Genomic DNA, 16,622 nt, shown 5'->3' with positions numbered 1-16,622 from the left:
AGGACACGTACTACGGCAGACGTGGTCAGCTGTCCTTCTTGAGCTTGAAGGACCACAGACCCGTCACGTCCTTCTCGCCCTCCTTGATCGACACCAGCGTCGAGTCGCCGCTGGCGCCGTACTGGGCGTTGAAGAACACGCTGCCCGGGATGGTGCGGTAGGTCTTCTTGCTGGAGTCGGTGAGCGGCTGGCCGTTCATGAGGATGGTCCAGCCCTCGTCGGCGATCTCCGGGTCGACACCGAAGCGCACGGTCTCGTCGGGGTCGACCTTGATGGACTCGATGCCCTTGTCCTTCAGGCACTTCCCCAGGTCAGCGGGCTTCAGGGCGTCGCCCTCACCACCGCAGGTCGCCTCCGCGTGGACGGAGGAGGTGCCGACGGTGACCGTGGCCAGGGGCGTCGGCTCGTCGCAGGCCGACAGCAGGAGCAGTCCGGCGGAAACGGCGCCGGCGGCGGCGAGCGCGCGGCGGCGTCGCACAACGGATTGCAGCGTGGTCATGGCGGAAGGCTATCGGGCGCGTATGGCGCTCTCTCTACGTGGGGGCGGCGTGCCGTGCGTCACGGAGGCGTCGGGGCGTATGTCACGCAGCCGCCGAGGCGGCAGGCAGGGCGTACGTCGGGGAGGCACCGAGGCGTGTCAGTTCACCCGCGGCCGTGCGTGGCCGCCGTGCCGGGCCGAGCCGATCAGGCCCTTGACGGTGGTCACCCAGCCGACGGCGACGATCGCCGCGCCGACCAGCAGCCCGAAAGAACCCCTCAGCGGCAGCACGATGCCGACCGCGCCGCCGAGCACCCAGGACATCTGCAGCAGCGTCTCCGAGCGCGCGAACGCCGACGTGCGGACCAGCTCCGGCACGTCCCGCTGGATCAGCGCGTCCAGCGACAGCTTGCCCAGCGCCTGTGCGAACCCGGCGACGGCCGCGAGGAACGCCACCAGGACGGCACCGAAGAAGGCCGCGGCCGTGATCGCCACGGCCAGCACGAAGCCCACGACGGTCACGATGATGATCTCCGGCGCGCGGGACCTGAGCCACGCCCCGACCGCCGTACCGCACGCGTTCCCGACCCCGGCCGCGACGGCCACTATGCCCAGCGACACGGCGGCGCTCTGGCCGGACATCGGGTGCTCGCGCAGCAGGAACGCGAGGAAGAAGATCAGGAAGCCGGACAGGCAGCGCAGGGCGGCGTTGGCGCCGAGGGCGTGGGTGACGGCGATGCCGACCGTGCGCAGCCCGGGGCGCTTGACGGGCTTGAGGTGCGGTCCGTGCAGATGCTGCTCGTCGGCCGCCAGCAGCGCGGTGTCCTCGCCCTTGGCCGAGTCGACCTTGTGCGGGAGCGAGAAGGACAGGAACGTACCGGCGATGAAGATCACAAAGGCGCCGTAGAGCGGCCAGCGCGGCCCGATCGCCTGGAGCCCGGCGCCGATGGGCGCGGCGATGCCGGTGGCGAGCAGCCCGCCGAGCGTGACCCGTGAATTGGCCTTCACGAGGGAGAAGCGGGGTGGGAGGAGACGGGGCACCACGGCGCTTCTGACGACCCCGTACGCCTTCGAGGCGACCAGCACCCCGAGTGCGGCCGGATAGAGCTGGAGGTCGCCGCTGACGACGGCGCTGGACAGCACCAGGGCGAGGAGCGCCCGGGCGAGCATCGCGCCCGCCATCGCCGCGCGGCGGCCGTGCGGGAGGCGGTCGAGGAGGGGGCCGATCACGGGGGCGAGGAGCGTGAACGGCGCCATGGTGATGCCGAGGTAGAGCGCGACGCGCCCACGGGCCTCGTCGGTGGGGACGGAGAAGAAGACGGTGGAGGCGAGCGCGACGGTGATCATCATGTCGCCGGCGCCGTTCACGCCGTGCAGTTCGATCAGCTTGCCGAGGCCGGACTCGCCGGCGCCCTGCGCGTGCGTCGCCTTGCGGATGCCGCGGGCGGTCCCGGTGACGGGGAAGTGCAGGGCGCGGCCGACCGCGCGGAGGGAGCCGCCCATCCGGCCCGTTCCGCCGCCTCGACTCCGGCCGCCCTTGGCCCCACCGACACCGGTGGCTCCTTGGGGCGGCCTCGCGGTTGCCACGACGCAATAGTGCCCCGAGATGGGGGTGGGTAGTGCGGTTACGGCGCGTATGGGGGGAACCGATGGGCAAGTCTCAGGTTGCCGGAAGGGCGCCGGCGGGTCGGCGGAGGGTCGGCGCAAGGTCGGCGGAGGGCAACTCTCAGGTCGGCGGCACGGGTTCCGCGGGCTTCTGTCGGCCGCCGCGCACGGTGAAAGGGCCGTCGGTGTAGGCCCAGCGCTCGCGAACAGGTAGCGTGCGTATCTCAGCCATCCCGCACAATGGATGACGTAGGTGCGCCCGAGGCGATTCGGACGCGGACGTCGACGCGGCCCACAGGTCCGCTCCGTCCGTTCCATCGCCCTCGAGGACCGCACCCGAGAGACGGCGTAGGAGAGAAGCGATACCTGTGAGCGCAGCGACAACGCGAAGCCGCACCCCCGACCGTCTGTGCGCCGAGGCGGTCGACCTCGCCCGCAGTGCAGCCGAGGAGGCCGCCGCGCCCGGCGTGGTCGGCGAGCACGCGGGTCTGATCTCCGAGGGCGACCGCGTTGTCACGCACTTCTTCGAGTGCAAGGAGCTCGGGTACCGCGGCTGGCGCTGGGCGGTGACGGTGGCCCGGGCGTCGCGCGCGAAGATCGTGACGCTGGACGAGGTGGTGCTGCTGCCGGGTCCGGACGCACTGCTGGCGCCCGAGTGGGTGCCGTGGAGCGAGCGCCTGCGCCCCGGCGACATGGGCCCCGGCGACCTGCTTCCCACGGACGCCGAGGATCTCCGGCTGGAGCCCGGCTTCACCGGCGTGGACGAGCCGGGGCCGAACTCGGCCGTCTCGGAGGAGATGGCGGAGCTGGTCGAGGCCGAGGACGCGGAGGTCACGGGCGCCGCCCCCGCGAACCTTCCCGTCGCCCCCTCCCGCGGCACGATCGCGGCCGTCGCCGAGGAACTGGGCCTGCGCCGCGCCCGCGTCCTGTCCCGCTACGGCCTCCATGTCGCCGCGGACCGCTGGGAGGAGGGGTACGGCGCGAAGACCCCCATGGCCCAGGCGGCACCGGCCTCCTGCGTCTCCTGCGGCTTCCTGGTCCCGATCGGCGGCTCCCTGGGCCAGGCCTTCGGCGTCTGCGCGAACGAGTTCTCCCCGGCCGACGGCCACGTCGTGTCCCTGACGTACGGCTGCGGCGGCCACTCCGAGGCCGCGGTCATGCCGAAGCCGCCGCGTCCGGCTCCGCCGGTGATCGACGAGACCCGGGTGGACCCGTTCCCGCTGCGGCCGGCGGCGGATTCGGGGTCGGTGCCGATTTCGGCGGACGAGGATTCGGCGGAGCTGGGGCACTCGTAGCGACGTCCGTTCCGCCGACCGTGGCTACTGACTACTCGGCTTCGAAGATCTCTTCGGCTGTCGGGGCCGTGACGGCGCGTCGGTGCCAGCGGCGCAAGGTCTCGGGGTCGCCGCAGGCGGTGATGCGTTCGCGGACCGCTTCGGAGACATGGTTGCCCCGCACGTCCAGGACGTCCAGGACGTCCTCGGCCCGGCCTTCAGCCCGGCCCTCGTCCCGGATCTCTTCTGCGATGTACGACTTGTAGAAGGGGAGGTCCACGGCCACCAGGTTCCTCCAGAGTTCCGCAGCCGGGCGCTTGCCCAAGCCTTGTGAGATGAGTTCGATGATCGGGTCTGCGATGGCCTGCGGTGCGTCCCGCAGCACGGTCGTCACTGCCTTCAGTATGGCCCCGGCGTCTGGATTCTTGGCGTGGGTGATCGCCCTGCGCCCGCTGGTGGCGGGACCGCCGCGGTCCTGGCAGACGACCAGCAGCATCGGCTGCAGCCGGTACTTCGTGAGTAAGTACGAGGCGTAGTACGCCCAGCTCGCGGGCTTGTCCGGGTCCTTCCGGCCTTGGGCCTCGATCGCAAGGAGCAACGGCTCGTCGTCGGTGAGGTCGTTGGGCAGGATGGTGACCGAGGTGGGCGGGGCGAAGTCGATGCCCAGCACCTCGGAGACCCCGGAGAAGAGCCCCGGATAGTCCTGGAAGATGCGGTGCATCACCTCGTGGGAGTGCGGTTTCGGGTCTTTCGTCGGTGTGTTCTGACTGGGCTGCCGCTCAGGCGGCCGGTACGGGCTCGGGCATACGGCAGTCGCGGCAGCGGTCGGCCAACGGTACGCGGAAGGCTCGGTCGCAGGCTTCGCAGGTCTGGAAGGGGTACCGGTCGGTCGGCGGTGGTGCCGGCGCGCGGAACGGGGGTGGGGGCGGTAGCTGGGTGGTGAGGCGGTGGGCCAGGAGGGCCGCCGGGCGGCATTTGGGCTCCGGTGGCAGGTCGGTGGTCAGGGCGTGGCGTACTGCGGTGGGGGTGACGTCGCGTTCCAGCCAGGCCGCGACGCCGGGAGCCAGATGGGCTGTGTCGCCGGCGGAGAGCAGTAGGCGGGAGTCGTGGCGGCGGAGGTCCGCGAGGAGGTCGGTTGCCGTCCGGAGGAGGGTCGGGGCCGAGTAGGCGGGTTGCGGGACGGCGGGGAGGGGTTGCGGGGTGTCGGGGTTCGCTTCTTCCGGGGGGGGCCGGGTGGTCCTGCCCGTGGCGGCGGCCGGGCTGGTTGCAGGAGATCGTGCGGGTGACGATGCGGCCGTTGGGGATGCGTCGGCGTTCGCGGCGCAGGTAGCCGTGGGTCTCCAGCTCGCGCAGGGCGGCGGCGATGCGGGTCCTGCCCTCGGGGAAGCGGGCGGCGAGGGTCTTGATGTCGACGTGGGCGCCGCCGGGGAGGGACTGGATGTAGACGGCCAGTCCGATCGCGAGGCCCGACAGCGCCGGGTGCTGGGCGAGGTGGTTGCCGATCACCGTGAAGCGGGTGGTGTGGGGGTGTTGTCGTGGATCAGGCCGCCCGCGGCGGGGTGGTTTTTGCCCGCGATACGGGACTGGGCGCGCGTGGGCGCGCTAGGGTTTTGGGTGTCCATCGGGAAGGTCGCTTCTTCCTTGGTGGTCAGGCCCTCGCACTGGGATTGCCGTCCCGGCGAGGGCCGTTGCATGTCTGCGGTTGTGTTGCGGCGAGCGTAAGGCAGCCAACCTGCCCCGAATCCAGCCGAGTTGGTGATGTTCACCCGGGTGAGTGAGTTTGCGGCGCGAGCGGGAGGGAGGGGTGGGGTTTGGTGCGGGTTCTTTCACCCTCGTGTTTCTTGGGGAAGGCCGCCCGTGGCACCGGAGCACGGTTTTCCGGGTTCCGGTGAGAGGTCGACTTCGGCCCAGACCGTCTTGCGCGGGGGCAGTCCCGGTGCGACGCCCCAGCGGTCGGCCAGCGCCTCGACGATGGCAAGCCCGCGGCCCGACTCCGCGTCAGGGGTGGGCCGTTCGGGGTGTGGGAGCCGATCGGCGCGGGTGTCGGTGACCTCGATACGGACGGTGTCGCCGACGACGTAGAGGAGGAGCAGGAAGTCCCGTCCGGGGATCCTGCCGTGGGTGACCGCGTTGGCCGCCAACTCGGCGACCACGTGCGCCGCCGGGTCCAACGGCAGGCCCCAGCTGCGGAGTTGTTCGGTGGCGAGGAGGCGGGCGAGGCGGGCGCCGCGTGGGGTGGGGGACAGCTGCACGCTGAAGTTGCGGATGGGGTTGCCGAGTTGGGCCGTGGGGGCGGCGGTTTCTTGATTCACATCACTCAGCGTGGCCGTGCGTGCTTACTGTGAACAGTGACTCAGCGGGTGCGTACGGTGACTGTCCGGAGCTTGTCCGGTCGTGTCCGGGCTGTCGGGACGGGCGTGCGGGTAGGGCGCTGCTGCATCGCGGCGGGACGACGGAGGGGTTTCGGGATGACGGTCGAGGCGGACGCGGGACGGCTCAAGACGGAGGCGGATGAGCCGGGTTGGGAGGTTGATCCGGACGATGAGTGGGGTGTCGCCGTCATCGCCACCGTCGGACGCCAGCTGAAGTTGCGGCGGGAGGCGGTCGGGATGCGGGCCGCCGACTTCGGGAAGGCGGTCGGGTACGGCGAGGACATGGTCTACAAGATCGAGGGCGGGAAGCGGATTCCTCGGCAGGAGTACCTGGACAGGGCCGACGAGGTGCTGGGGGCCGGTGGGCTGATCTCGGCGACGTGGGAGGACGTGAAGAAGGTCCGATACCCAAAGAAGGTGCGGGAGCTGGGGAAGCTGGAGGCCCAGGCGGTTGAGATCGGTGTGTACGAGTGCAACATCATCGCGGGGTTGTTGCAGACGCCGGAGCATGCCCGGGCCGTCATCGGGGCGGCGCAGCCACCGTACTCGCCGGACGATGTTGAACGTATGGTCGCCGCTCGTCTGGCCCGGCAGTCGGTCTTCGAACGCGACCCGGCCCCGTCGGTCCACTTCGTCCTGGAAGAGGCGCCGCTACGCCGAAAGGTTGGGGGCACAATGGTGTGGCGTCGGCAGCTCGAACGTCTGCTGGAGGTGGGGCGGTTGAATAACGTCTGGCTCCAGGTCATGCCGACGAACACCGAGCCGCATCCAGGGCTGGACGGCAGGATCGAGTTGCTGAAGTTCCCGGACGGTACGGCGGTGGGGCGCTCCGACGGTAAGTTCAACGGTCGGCCTGTCTCTGACCCAAGGCAGCTTCGCATCCTTGAGCTGCGGTATGGCACGATCCGGGCGCAGGCCCTCCCGCCAAGGGAGTCGCTGGCCTTCATCGAGAAACTGCTGGGAGAGACATGATGCGCAAGGCCTCCGCGGGGGATGCCTCCGAACTGGCGTGGTTCAAGAGCAGCTACAGCGGCGGCACCGACGGAGAGTCCTGCGTCGAGATCGCGCTAGCCCCCCACACCATCCACGTCCGCGACTCCAAGTACCGCGACACCAGCCCCCGACTCACCCTCGCGCCGGAGGCCTGGGCCGCGTTCGTCACGTACGTCAGCTAGTTCTAGTTCTTGATGAGCTCGTCGGCGACCCACCGCGCGACCCCGGCGGGATACGGCGCCGGCAGTCCCAGGACGATGTGGCGGAACCCGGCGTCGAGCGCCTCGGCGATCGTGTGCCGGGTGGCGGCCGGGTGGTCGTAGGAGACCGGCAGGTGGATCGAGCGGGTGATGCAGGCCGGGTCGCGGCCCAACTCGGCGCAGTAGCGGTCCAGTAGCGCGCTGCGGCGGACCGCGTCGCTGATGTCGCCGCCAGGGATGTTCCACACGTCGGCGTGTTCGGCAGCCACACGCAGGGTCGCGGAGGAGCGGCCGCCGATGAGGATGGGCGGGTGGGGGCGCTGGACGGGTTTGGGGTTGGCGTAGGCGCCGGTGAGGTGGTGGTGGGTGCCGTGGAAGTCGAAGGGGGCGGGCTCGGTCCACAGGCGCCGGATCAGGGTGCACGCTTCGGCGAGGCTGGCCACGGCGTGCGCGGTGTCGTGGAAGGGGAGGCCGTGGGCCTCGTATTCGCGTCGGGCCAGGGGATGGCCGGGGCGTGAGCCGACTCCGATGCCGAAGTCGAGCCGGCCGCCGGAGATGACGTCGACGGTCGTGGCGATCTTGGCCAGCACCGCGGGCGGGCGGAAGCGGTTGCTGGTGACCAGGACGCCGAGGCGGAGTCGTCGGGTCCGGGCGGCCAGGGCCGCGAGCAGGGTCCAGCCCTCGTAGGCCGGTCCGTCCGGGGGGTCCGCGATCGGCATGAGGTGGTCGAACAGCCAGGCGTGCTCGATCTCGGGTATCTCGTCCGCCTCCTGCCAGACGCGCAGGACGTCCTCGTACGACACCTGCATGGGCGCGGTCATGATTCCGAAGCGGGGCGGCGCGGTGGCCGTGGTGTGGGGCATGACGGTGTCCGGCTCTCAGCGGCGCCGCAGCGACGCGTCCAACAGCGCCGGCGGAGTGTCGAACTTCTCGTGCGCCGCGAGGTCCGTCCCGGGAGCCACGATCGCGTCGATCGCGTCGAGTACGTCCGCCGGAAGCACGGTGTCGGCGGCGGCGAGCTGCGACTCCAAGTGCTCCGGCGTGCGGGGGCCGATGAGCGCGCTGGTCACGGCACGGTGTGCGGTCACGAAGCCGAGGGCGAGCTGGATCATCGTCAGGCCCGCCTCGTCGGCGACCTTCGCCAGCTGTTCCACGGCGTCGAGCCTGGCCCGGTTGTAGGGAAGGCTCATGTCGAAACGCTCCGGCATGAACGCCGAGCGGTTCGTGGTGACGTCCCGGCCCCTGCGGACCGCGCCCGTCAGCCAGCCCGAGGCCAGCGGACTCCACACCAGCACACCGAGCCCGTACTCCTCGGCCACGGGCAGGACGTGGGCCTCCACCCCGCGCTGGAGGATCGAGTAGTTGGGCTGTTCGGTGACATAACGGCTCAGGTGGTGCTCGCGGGCGGCCCACTGGGCCTGGACGATGCGGTGGGCGGGGAAGGTCGAGGAGCCGAAATAGCGGATCTTTCCGGCACGTTGGAGGTCCGTCAGGGCCGACAGCGTCTCCTCGTCACTGGTGTTCGGGTCCCAGCGGTGCATCTGGTAGAGGTCGATGTGGTCGACGCCCAGGCGGCGCAGGCTGTCGTCCAGTGCCTTGACCAGCCAGCGGCGTGAACCGCCCTGGTGGTTGCGTTCCTCGCCCATCGGCATGGTCGCCTTCGTGGCCAGCACGATGTCGTCGCGACGGCCTGCGACGGCCTTGCCGACCATCTCCTCCGACTCTCCGCCGCCGTACCAGTCGGCGGTGTCGATGAGGTTGATCCCCGCCTCCAGGGCGGTGTCGACGAGGGCGGTGGCCTCGTCCTGGGTGGTGCGTCCGATCGCGCCGAAGTTCATGGCGCCGAGCGCGAGGGCGCTGACCTGTACTCCGGTGCGGCCCAAGGTGCGGTACTGCATGGCCGTATCTCCTCACAGTGAAACGGAACATCGTTCCGGATTGATGACCGACGATACGGAACGCTGTTCCGCTTTGGCAAGCCCGTGGCGTACCGTGAGCAGCAGCGCAGCGGGATGCGGGATGCGGGATGACAGGGAGTGGCTCGGTGGACGACAGCGACGAGGGCGCCGGGCGCGCGGCCCCGCCCAGGCGGAAGGACGCCCGGCGCAACCAGGAGACGCTGCTCGACGCGGCCGCCCGGGTCTTCGTCGCGAAGGGCGTGGACGCGCCGGTGCGCGACATCGCGGCCGAAGCCGGGGTCGGGCTGGGCACGATCTACCGTCACTTCCCGACGCGGGCGGACCTGATCATCGCCGTCTACCGGCACCAGGTCGAAGCCTGCGCCGAGGCCGGTCCGTCCCTGCTGGCCTCCAGCGAGACCCCGCACGCCGCACTGGCGCGCTGGATCGACCTCTTCGTCGACTTCCTGGTCACCAAGCACGGACTCGCCGCCGTGTTCCAGTCCGGCAACGCCGACTTCGAGGCCCTCCACTCCTACTTCCTCGACCGCCTCGTGCCCGTCTGCACCGAGCTGCTCGAGGCCGCGGCCGCCTCCGGCGAGATCCGCTCCGGCATCGAGGCCTACGAGCTCATGCGTGGCGTCGGCAACCTCTGCATCGGCGCCGACAGCGACCCCCGCTACGACGCCCGCCGACTGGTCGAACTCCTTGTCGCGGGGCTGCGCCGGCCGCACTGACGGGCCGCCCGAACCTCCATGTTCGGGGTGGGCCGCTGATCAAGCGCGCCGGGCCCGGCGGATCAGCCGGGACGCGGTGAGGTACAGCGCGGTGACGACTGCCCAGGCCGCCAGGAACTGGAGCGCGAAGCTCTTCTCGCCCATGCTCCAGAAGATGGCGGTAACCCCGGGACCGCCGACCCACCAGACGAACAGGACGATTCCGATGACCAGCGTGGCCAGTTGACCGAGGGCCTCCGCGATCAGGTCCCGCATTGTTCGTCACTCCCGTGCAGATGAGATGCCTACATGATCAACCGGATCAGCTTAGGAACTCCTGAGGAGTGACGCGAGCCGTCTCCGGTCGGTGAACGCACATCCGTGCTCTGTGCCCCGCTCCCCAGGCGGTACCTTCATCGTCAGCCGATGAGGAGAGTCAACGTGAGCAAGTTCGTGCGGCCCGCAGCCGAAGGCGCCGACCCCTTCGGTACGGCCCGTCTGCGTCGCGGAGTGCTGGACGCCTGGGCCACCAGCCCCGCCCGTTTCCGGGAGGACGCCAACGCCGAGGAGGATCTCGTCCTCGGGGGGTACCGGGACCGGCTCGTGGTCGAGCTCGCTCAGAACGCCGCCGACGCCGCCGCCAGGGCGAACGTGACCGGCCGGCTTCGGCTCACCCTGCGCGACGGGGTTCTCGTCGCCGCCAACACCGGCGCCCCGCTGGACGCCGCCGGTGTCGAGTCGCTGTCCACCCTGCGCGCCTCCGCCAAGCGGGACTCCGCTTCCGTGGGGCGCTTCGGTGTCGGGTTCGCCGCCGTTCTGGCCGTGACGGACGAGCCTGCCGTCGTCGGGCGGCACGGTGGGGTGCGGTGGTCCCTCGCCGAGGCCCGCGAGCTGGCGACCGGGACCGCCCGCCACAGCCCCGGGCTGGGGGACGAGATCCGGCGCCGCGACGGGCACGTCCCGCTGCTCCGGTTGCCGTTCGCCGCCGAGGGCACCGCCCCGGATCCGTACGACACCGCCGTCATCCTTCCCCTGCGCGACACCGCGGCCGCCGACCTCGCCGAGCGCCTGCTGCACGCCGTCGACGATGCTTTGCTCCTCGCCCTCCCGGGGCTTGAGGAGGTCGTGGTCGAGGTCGGCGGCGACGAGCCGCGCACGCTGCGCCGCAGTGTCGACGGGCCGTTCACCGTCGTGGAGGACTCGCACAACGGCGTCACCCACTGGCGTACGGCCGCCGCCCACGGCCCCCTCACGCCCGACCTCCTCGCCGACCGGCCGGTGGAGGAGCGGCTGCGGCCGCACTGGTCGCTGACCTGGGCCGTTCCCGTCAAGGCCGCCGACAGCACGCCCGCCCGGCCCCGCACGGCTCCGGTGCTCCACGCGCCCACCCCCAGCGACGAAGCCCTCGGCGTCCCCGCCCTCCTCATCGCCTCCTTCCCCCTCGACACCACCCGCCGCCACGCCGCCCCGGGCCCGCTCACCGACTTCCTCGTGCAGCGGGCGGCGGACGCGTACGCCGAACTGCTCGCCGACTGGCGCCCGGTGGGCGAGGACATCATCGGGCTCGTGCCCGGCCCGCTCGGCAAGGGCGAGCTGGACGGGGCCCTGCGCCAGGCCATCCTGGAGCGTCTGCCCCGGACCTCCTTCCTGCCGCCCGCCGTCGAGCCGCGCGAGCACGACCCCGAGTTGCCCGAGTCGCTGCGGCCGCGGGACGCCGAGGTCGTCGAGGGCGCCGGTGCGGAGACCGTGCGGGTGCTGGCCGAGGTGCTGCCCACGCTGCTCCCCGCCGGGCTGGAACGGCGCGTGGAGCTGCGGACGCTGGGGGTCGCCCGCGTCCCGCTCACCGACGCGATCGACCGGCTGGCCGGGCTGGAGAAGGACCCCGGCTGGTGGCGGCGGCTCTACGACAGCCTCGCCGGAGTCGACCCGGACCGGCTGTCCGGCCTGCCCGTGCCGCTCGCCGACGGGCGGACGACGATCGGCCCCCGGCAGGTCCTCCTCCCCACCCCCGACGGCGCCCCCGTCGACCCCGAGATCCTCGCCCGCCTCGGCCTCAAGGTCGCCCACCCGGACGCCGCCCACCCCCTCCTGGAGAAGCTCGGCGCCCTGCCGGCCACGCCCCGCGCCGTCCTCACCACGCCTCAGGTGCGGGCCGCCGTCGCCGCCTCCCTCGACGAGGACGGCGGCATGAGCTGGGAGGAGGACACTCCCGACGCCGAGGAACTGGCCGACACCGTGCTCGCGCTGGTGCGGGACGCGGGCCTGGAGCCCGGTGACGAGCCCTGGCTCGGCGCCCTCGCGCTCCCCGACGAGGAGGGGGAGCCGGCGCCCGCCGGTGAACTCGTCTTCCCCGGCAGTCCCTTCGCCCAGGTCATGCGGGAGGACGAACTCGCGACCGTAGACGCGGAGCTGGCGGAGAAGTGGGGAGAGCAGCCGCTCGCCGCCTGTGGCGTCCTCGCCAACTTCGCCCTCGTCCGGGCCACGGACGTCGTCCTCGACCCGGATGAACTGGAGCCGCGCGAAGGGGACTTCGCCGAACCCGACGACGCCGGTCTGCTGGATGCCGTGGACGTGTGGTGCGAGGACATCCTCGACCGCTTCCCGGACACCCCCGTACCGCCGGTCGCCACCGAGCTGATCGCCGTACGCGACCTGGACCTGGTGGACGACGACAAGTGGCCGCAGGCCCTCGCCCTGCTCGCCCAGCCGCCCCTGCGCGACGCGCTCACCCAGCAGGTGCGGATCCTGCTGCCCGACGGCACGCATGAAGTCGTACGGCCGTACACGGCCTGGTGGCTGCGGGGGCACCCGGTGCTGGACGGCCGCCGCCCGGCCGGTCTGCTCGCCTCCGGCGGCGACCCGCTCCTGCGTGGCCTGTACGACGAGGCCGACGCGACCGGATTCGACGACGAGCAGGTGCTGCGGGCGCTGGGCGTGCGCACCTCCGTCGCCGCGCTGCTCGACGAGCCGGGCGGCGCCGCCGAACTGCTCGACCGGCTCGCCGACCCGGACCGTCCCGTCACCTCCGCCCAACTGCACGCCCTGTACAGCGCCCTGGCCGAGCTCGACCCCGAGCAGGTGACCCTGCCGGACGAGCTGCGGGCCGTCATCGACGGGCGGGTCGAGGTCGTGGACGCGGCGGACACGGTGGTCGTCGACTCGCCGGACCTGCTGCCGTTCACCGGCGGGGTGCCGCTGCTGCCGGTCCGTCCGTCTCGGGCCGCCGAGCTGGCCGAGCTGTTCCAGGTGCGGCGGCTCAGCGAGTCCGTGACGGGTTCGGTGGACTCGGAGGGCACCGAGCACGACGTACCCGATTCGGTGCGGGTCCTGCTCGGGGCGCGGACGCCTCATTCCTACGTCGAGCACGAGGAGCTCGTCGTGGACGGCGTGGAGATCGACTGGCGCCTGACGAACGACGGCGTCCTGCATGCCGCGACCCTGGAGGGCGTCGCGGCGGGGCTCGCGTGGGCGGCGGGGCAGTGGCCGCGGCGGTTCGAGGTGGCGGCGCTGCTGGAGGATCCTTCGCGGACGGAGGAGCTGGCGCGGGACCGGTGGTTCGACTGACGACCCGGAGGACAGTGAGGGCGGTCCTGCCGGGCCGCCTCCGCTGTCCTCGTCAGTCCGCCTCGGTTTCCAGGAAGTAGTCGTACTTTTCCAGGTCGAGCGTGATACCCGTCAGCTGCCGGACGCGCTCGGCGTGCTCCTCCTTCAGCGGATACACGTCGGCAAGATGGTCCGCCGGCATCCCCAGGAGTTCTCCGAAGGCTTCCGCGCCGACCGCGGTGACGTCGGTGACGGAATCGGGGTGGTCCTCGGCCTTGAGATAGCGGACGACAAGGAAGTACACGGTCATCGCGCCACCTTCTCAGAATCTGTCCTGGACCGATCTTGAAATTTCCCGCACAAATTTTTCAGAAGTCGTACAACCTTTCACTTCCGCCGCGAATCTGATCAGGCGAGCCAACAGGCTCCCTGATCACTTGGGTCCCGCAAGGCGCCCTCGGCCGCTTGGTACCTCCGGCGCCGGGACCCCTTCTCCACGTGGGGAACAACACATGCGCATGCGTGCCACCCTCGGCGTCGTCACCGGCGCCCTGGCCCTCTCCGCCCTCGCCGTCCCGGCCGCGCAGGCCGACGAGATCGAGGGCGACACCACGATCTCGAACGTCGTGGTGAACGGTGGCAAGGCGGCGGTCGTCGGCGCGACCACGACGAAGACCATCACCGTCTCCTTCACCGTGAAGGACAATTCGGGCGTCGACTGGGCGCAGGCGATCCTCTACCACGGCGCCGACATCGACAGCTCCGACACGGGCGCCATCGCCAACAGCAGCGACGGCCGCGCCACCTGCACCGTGGTCGACGCCACCACGTCGACCTGCAAGTCGACCTTCGACCTCGACCCCGGCTACAACCTGATCAACGCCGCGGCCGGCACCTGGAAGGTCTGGGCGATCGCCGCGGGCAACGACGCCGACTACGTTCAGAAGGACAACGCCAAGAGCTTCCTGGTGCAGCGCCTGTCGAAGCTGACGGTCAACGCCTCCCCGGAGCCGGTCGCCAAGGGCAAGACCATCACCGTCACGGGCAAGCTGACCCGCGCCAACTGGGACCGCGGTACGTACAACGGCTACTCCACCCAGCCGGTGAAGCTGCAGTTCCGCAAGAACGGCACCAGCACGTACACCACCCTGAAGACCATCAAGACGAACTCGTACGGCGACCTGAAGACGACGGTCACCGCCTCCGCGGACGGCTACTTCCGCTACCGCTTCGAGGGCACTTCGACCACCCCGGCGGTCAGCGCCACGGGTGACTTCATCGACGTTCGGTAACCCACGTCCCTCCGCCGCCCGGTGCCGGTTTCCTCCGGCGCCGGGCGGTTCCCGATTCCGCCATCATCCGGTCCTGTGAAGACTGTCCGGGACCCCTCCTCTCATGGGGAAGCGCATGCGCATTCGAGCCACCGTGGCCGCCGTCTCCGGCGCCCTGGCCCTCTCCGCCCTCGCCGTCCCGGCCGCCCAGGCCGCCGAGGGCACCTCGTACGGCAAGGACGACGTGCTGAAGGCCGTGCAGGCGGCGCGGCAGGCCTCCGGCGAGTCCGCCCGCAGCACCTACGCCACGCAGGACACGGGCACGCCGTACGCCCTGGACCTCTCCTTCTCCAACGTGAAGGTCAACAACGGCAAGCCGATCGTCGCCGGCATCGCCAACCCGGTGTCCGTCCCGGTCACCTACACCGTCACGCACGCCGCGGACATCGACCTCAACGCCCCCGACTTCCTGCTGGACGTCGAGATCTACCGCGGCACCTACACCGACCCGATCAACCTCCTGTACGGCGAGGACTGGCCGACCTGCACCTCTACGTCGGCCACCACCGCCAACTGCAAGGGCACCATCGACGTCTATCCCGACTTCGAGTTGACCAATGCCGACGCCACCACCTGGAAGGCCGGTGGCTACGCGATCGACTTCAACGGCGAGGCCATGGACGACGACGTCAACTGGGACAACGTCGGGTACGCCGAGCAGTCCGACCTGGCCACCACCCGGCTGCAGCGCTACTCCAAGCTGACGGTCAACGCCTCCCCGGAGCCGGTGAGGAAGGGCAAGACCATCACGGTCACCGGCAAGCTGAGCCGCGCCAACTGGGAGACCCACAAGTACGCGGGCTACACCAACCAGTCGGTGAAGCTGCAGTTCCGCAAGAAGGGGACCAGCACCTACACCACGGTGAAGACGATCAAGAGCAACTCGACGGGCAACCTGAGCACGACGGTCACCGCGTCCGTGGACGGCTACTTCCGCTACCGGTTCGAGGGCACCTCGACCACTCCGGCGGTCAGCGCCACGGGTGACTTCGTCGACGTGCAGTAGAAGTCCACGCGCAGGAGTCGTCCACGCGCAGGAGAAGTCCACGCGCAGCAGGAAAAGCGGGGCATCGTCACGAACTTCCGGTTTGCCGCCGGGAGTTCGTGACGCAGCTCACGAAAAATCCGCGGCGCGGACACAACCCGCAACCCCCCGCGGCCTATCTGATCACATGGGCCAACAGGCCCCACGATCACTCGGGCCCCGACGTGACCGCCAGTGCAGGGAACGACGACCAGCGGGGCCCCTTTCCGTATCAGGGGAACGCATGCGCAACAGAGCCACCGTGGCCGCCGTCTCCGCTCTCTCCGGCGCCCTGGCCCTCTCCGCCTTCGCCGTGCCGGCCGCGCAGGCCGACGACTCCGCGGCCTCCTACCGTGCGGCTGTCGCGAAGGTCCGCCAGGCCGCGCAGGCCGAGTCCGGCCGGGCCGCGGCCGCGGAGGGTGAGCCGTACGCCCTGAACGTCTCCTTCTCCAACTTCAAGATCGCCAAGGCGGTCAAGGTCGGTACGACCGAGCACGTCGCCACCACCGTGACGTACACGCTGACCCACGGCGCCGAGGTCAACATCGCCGCCGCCGACTTCATCACCGACCCCATCATCTACCGGGGCTCCGCCACCACGCCGGACAACATGCTCTACGGCAACAAGCCGGCCAAGTGCACCGCGACCTCGGCGACGACCGCCGACTGCAAGGGCACCATCGACGTCTACCCGGGCAACCACGAGCTGCTGAACTCGGACGCCGGGACGTGGCGGGCCGCGGCGGAGGCCACCGCCTTCAACGGCCAGGACCCGGACGGCGAGACCTTCGACATCACCAAGGTCGGTTACAAGAGCCAGAGCGGCCTCGGCACCACGCTGGTCCAGCGCAACTCCAAGCTGACGGTCAACGCCTCCCCGGAGCCGGTGAAGAAGGGCAAGCCCATCACCGTCACCGGCAAGCTGTCCCGCGCCAACTGGGACCGCGGCACGTACAACGGCTACGTCAACCAGCCGGTCAACCTGCAGTTCCGCAAGAAGGGCAGCAACACCTACACCACGGTGAAGTCCCTCAAGACCAACTCGACGGGCGACCTGAAGACCACGGTCACCGCCTCCGTGGACGGCTACTTCCGCTACACCTTCGCCGGCACGACGACGACCCCGGCGGTCAACGCCACGGGCGACTTCATCGACGTCCAGTAGGACAACGCAGCGACCCACGGCGG

Annotated in this window: 16 protein-coding genes and 1 pseudogene; 8 read left to right on the top strand and 9 right to left on the bottom strand. The window is 70.7% G+C overall.

Features of this window, described 5'->3' with window-relative positions; genetic code table 11:
• Positions 1 to 25 precede the first annotated feature (25 nt).
• The gene (locus tag ACQEV2_RS18995; RefSeq protein ID WP_433042547.1) at positions 26 to 499 is read right to left on the bottom strand and encodes a DUF2771 domain-containing protein; all 474 of its coding nucleotides are present in this window, start codon (positions 497 to 499) and stop codon (positions 26 to 28) included.
• Between the two features lie 138 nt (positions 500 to 637).
• Positions 638 to 2,065, bottom strand: coding sequence for an MFS transporter (locus tag ACQEV2_RS18990; protein WP_433042544.1), 1,428 nt, complete (start codon positions 2,063 to 2,065; stop codon positions 638 to 640).
• Positions 2,066 to 2,451: 386 nt separating this feature from the next.
• On the opposite strand from ACQEV2_RS18990, the gene ACQEV2_RS18985 reads away from it, so the two are divergent.
• Positions 2,452 to 3,378, top strand: a complete 927-nt coding sequence (locus ACQEV2_RS18985; RefSeq protein WP_433042541.1) for a DUF3027 domain-containing protein — start codon at positions 2,452 to 2,454, stop codon at positions 3,376 to 3,378.
• A gap of 31 nt (positions 3,379 to 3,409) precedes the next feature.
• Here the strand turns inward: ACQEV2_RS18985 and ACQEV2_RS18980 are convergent, their stop codons facing one another.
• From ACQEV2_RS18980 to ACQEV2_RS18970, 3 genes and pseudogenes are all read right to left on the bottom strand, one after another.
• Positions 3,410 to 4,078 carry a hypothetical protein gene (locus ACQEV2_RS18980; RefSeq protein ID WP_433042538.1) on the bottom strand — a complete coding sequence of 223 codons (669 nt, stop codon included), beginning with the start codon at positions 4,076 to 4,078 and terminating at the stop codon, positions 3,410 to 3,412.
• 58 nt (positions 4,079 to 4,136) lie between these two features.
• Positions 4,137 to 4,979: pseudogene (locus ACQEV2_RS18975) on the bottom strand (helix-turn-helix domain-containing protein).
• Positions 4,980 to 5,183: 204 nt separating this feature from the next.
• Complete coding sequence (locus ACQEV2_RS18970; RefSeq protein ID WP_433042535.1) at positions 5,184 to 5,669, bottom strand: ATP-binding protein; 486 nt, start codon at positions 5,667 to 5,669, stop codon at positions 5,184 to 5,186.
• 156 nt (positions 5,670 to 5,825) lie between these two features.
• On the opposite strand from ACQEV2_RS18970, the gene ACQEV2_RS18965 reads away from it, so the two are divergent.
• Complete coding sequence (locus ACQEV2_RS18965) at positions 5,826 to 6,701, top strand: helix-turn-helix domain-containing protein (protein ID WP_433042532.1); 876 nt, start codon at positions 5,826 to 5,828, stop codon at positions 6,699 to 6,701.
• Positions 6,698 to 6,904: a DUF397 domain-containing protein gene (locus ACQEV2_RS18960; protein WP_433042529.1), complete on the top strand. Its 207-nt coding sequence runs from the start codon at positions 6,698 to 6,700 to the stop codon at positions 6,902 to 6,904. Before ACQEV2_RS18965 ends, ACQEV2_RS18960 begins: the two co-directional genes overlap by 4 nt.
• Positions 6,905 to 6,906: 2 nt before the next feature.
• On the opposite strand, the gene ACQEV2_RS18955 is transcribed toward ACQEV2_RS18960, so the two are convergent.
• Together ACQEV2_RS18955 and ACQEV2_RS18950 are read right to left on the bottom strand one after the other, a co-directional pair.
• Entirely contained in the window at positions 6,907 to 7,785 is an 879-nt protein-coding gene (locus ACQEV2_RS18955) for an LLM class flavin-dependent oxidoreductase (RefSeq protein WP_433042526.1), read from the bottom strand.
• 15 nt (positions 7,786 to 7,800) lie between these two features.
• On the bottom strand, positions 7,801 to 8,820 hold the full coding sequence (locus ACQEV2_RS18950) for an aldo/keto reductase (protein ID WP_433042523.1): 1,020 nt from the start codon (positions 8,818 to 8,820) through the stop codon (positions 7,801 to 7,803).
• Positions 8,821 to 8,966: 146 nt separating this feature from the next.
• Here ACQEV2_RS18950 and ACQEV2_RS18945 point away from each other — a divergent pair, with 146 nt between their 5' ends.
• A complete protein-coding gene (locus ACQEV2_RS18945) occupies positions 8,967 to 9,557 on the top strand; it encodes a TetR/AcrR family transcriptional regulator (RefSeq protein ID WP_433042520.1) in 591 nt (196 codons plus the stop codon).
• Between the two features lie 39 nt (positions 9,558 to 9,596).
• On the opposite strand, the gene ACQEV2_RS18940 is transcribed toward ACQEV2_RS18945, so the two are convergent.
• A complete protein-coding gene (locus ACQEV2_RS18940) occupies positions 9,597 to 9,812 on the bottom strand; it encodes a hypothetical protein (protein ID WP_433042517.1) in 216 nt (71 codons plus the stop codon).
• A gap of 165 nt (positions 9,813 to 9,977) precedes the next feature.
• Between ACQEV2_RS18940 and ACQEV2_RS18935 the strand changes: the two genes are divergently transcribed.
• A complete protein-coding gene (locus tag ACQEV2_RS18935; RefSeq protein WP_433042514.1) occupies positions 9,978 to 13,100 on the top strand; it encodes a sacsin N-terminal ATP-binding-like domain-containing protein in 3,123 nt (1,040 codons plus the stop codon).
• Between the two features lie 52 nt (positions 13,101 to 13,152).
• Here ACQEV2_RS18935 and ACQEV2_RS18930 read toward each other — a convergent pair whose 3' ends face one another.
• The gene (locus tag ACQEV2_RS18930; protein ID WP_433042511.1) at positions 13,153 to 13,389 is read right to left on the bottom strand and encodes a DUF7683 domain-containing protein; all 237 of its coding nucleotides are present in this window, start codon (positions 13,387 to 13,389) and stop codon (positions 13,153 to 13,155) included.
• Positions 13,390 to 13,591: 202 nt separating this feature from the next.
• On the opposite strand from ACQEV2_RS18930, the gene ACQEV2_RS18925 reads away from it, so the two are divergent.
• The 3 genes from ACQEV2_RS18925 to ACQEV2_RS18915 all read left to right on the top strand — a co-directional run bounded on the left by ACQEV2_RS18925 (position 13,592) and on the right by ACQEV2_RS18915 (position 16,599).
• On the top strand, positions 13,592 to 14,371 hold the full coding sequence (locus ACQEV2_RS18925) for a calcium-binding protein (protein ID WP_433042508.1): 780 nt from the start codon (positions 13,592 to 13,594) through the stop codon (positions 14,369 to 14,371).
• A gap of 115 nt (positions 14,372 to 14,486) precedes the next feature.
• On the top strand, positions 14,487 to 15,416 hold the full coding sequence (locus ACQEV2_RS18920) for a hypothetical protein (protein ID WP_433042505.1): 930 nt from the start codon (positions 14,487 to 14,489) through the stop codon (positions 15,414 to 15,416).
• Between the two features lie 262 nt (positions 15,417 to 15,678).
• Entirely contained in the window at positions 15,679 to 16,599 is a 921-nt protein-coding gene (locus ACQEV2_RS18915) for a hypothetical protein (RefSeq protein WP_433042502.1), read from the top strand.
• Positions 16,600 to 16,622 lie beyond the last annotated feature (23 nt).

The sequence above is a fragment of the Streptomyces sp. CA-251387 genome (assembly GCF_050936625.1).
GTDB lineage: Bacteria > Actinomycetota > Actinomycetes > Streptomycetales > Streptomycetaceae > Streptomyces.
Note: the sequence above shows the minus strand (reverse complement) of the source record. Positions and strands in the feature narration are given on the sequence as shown.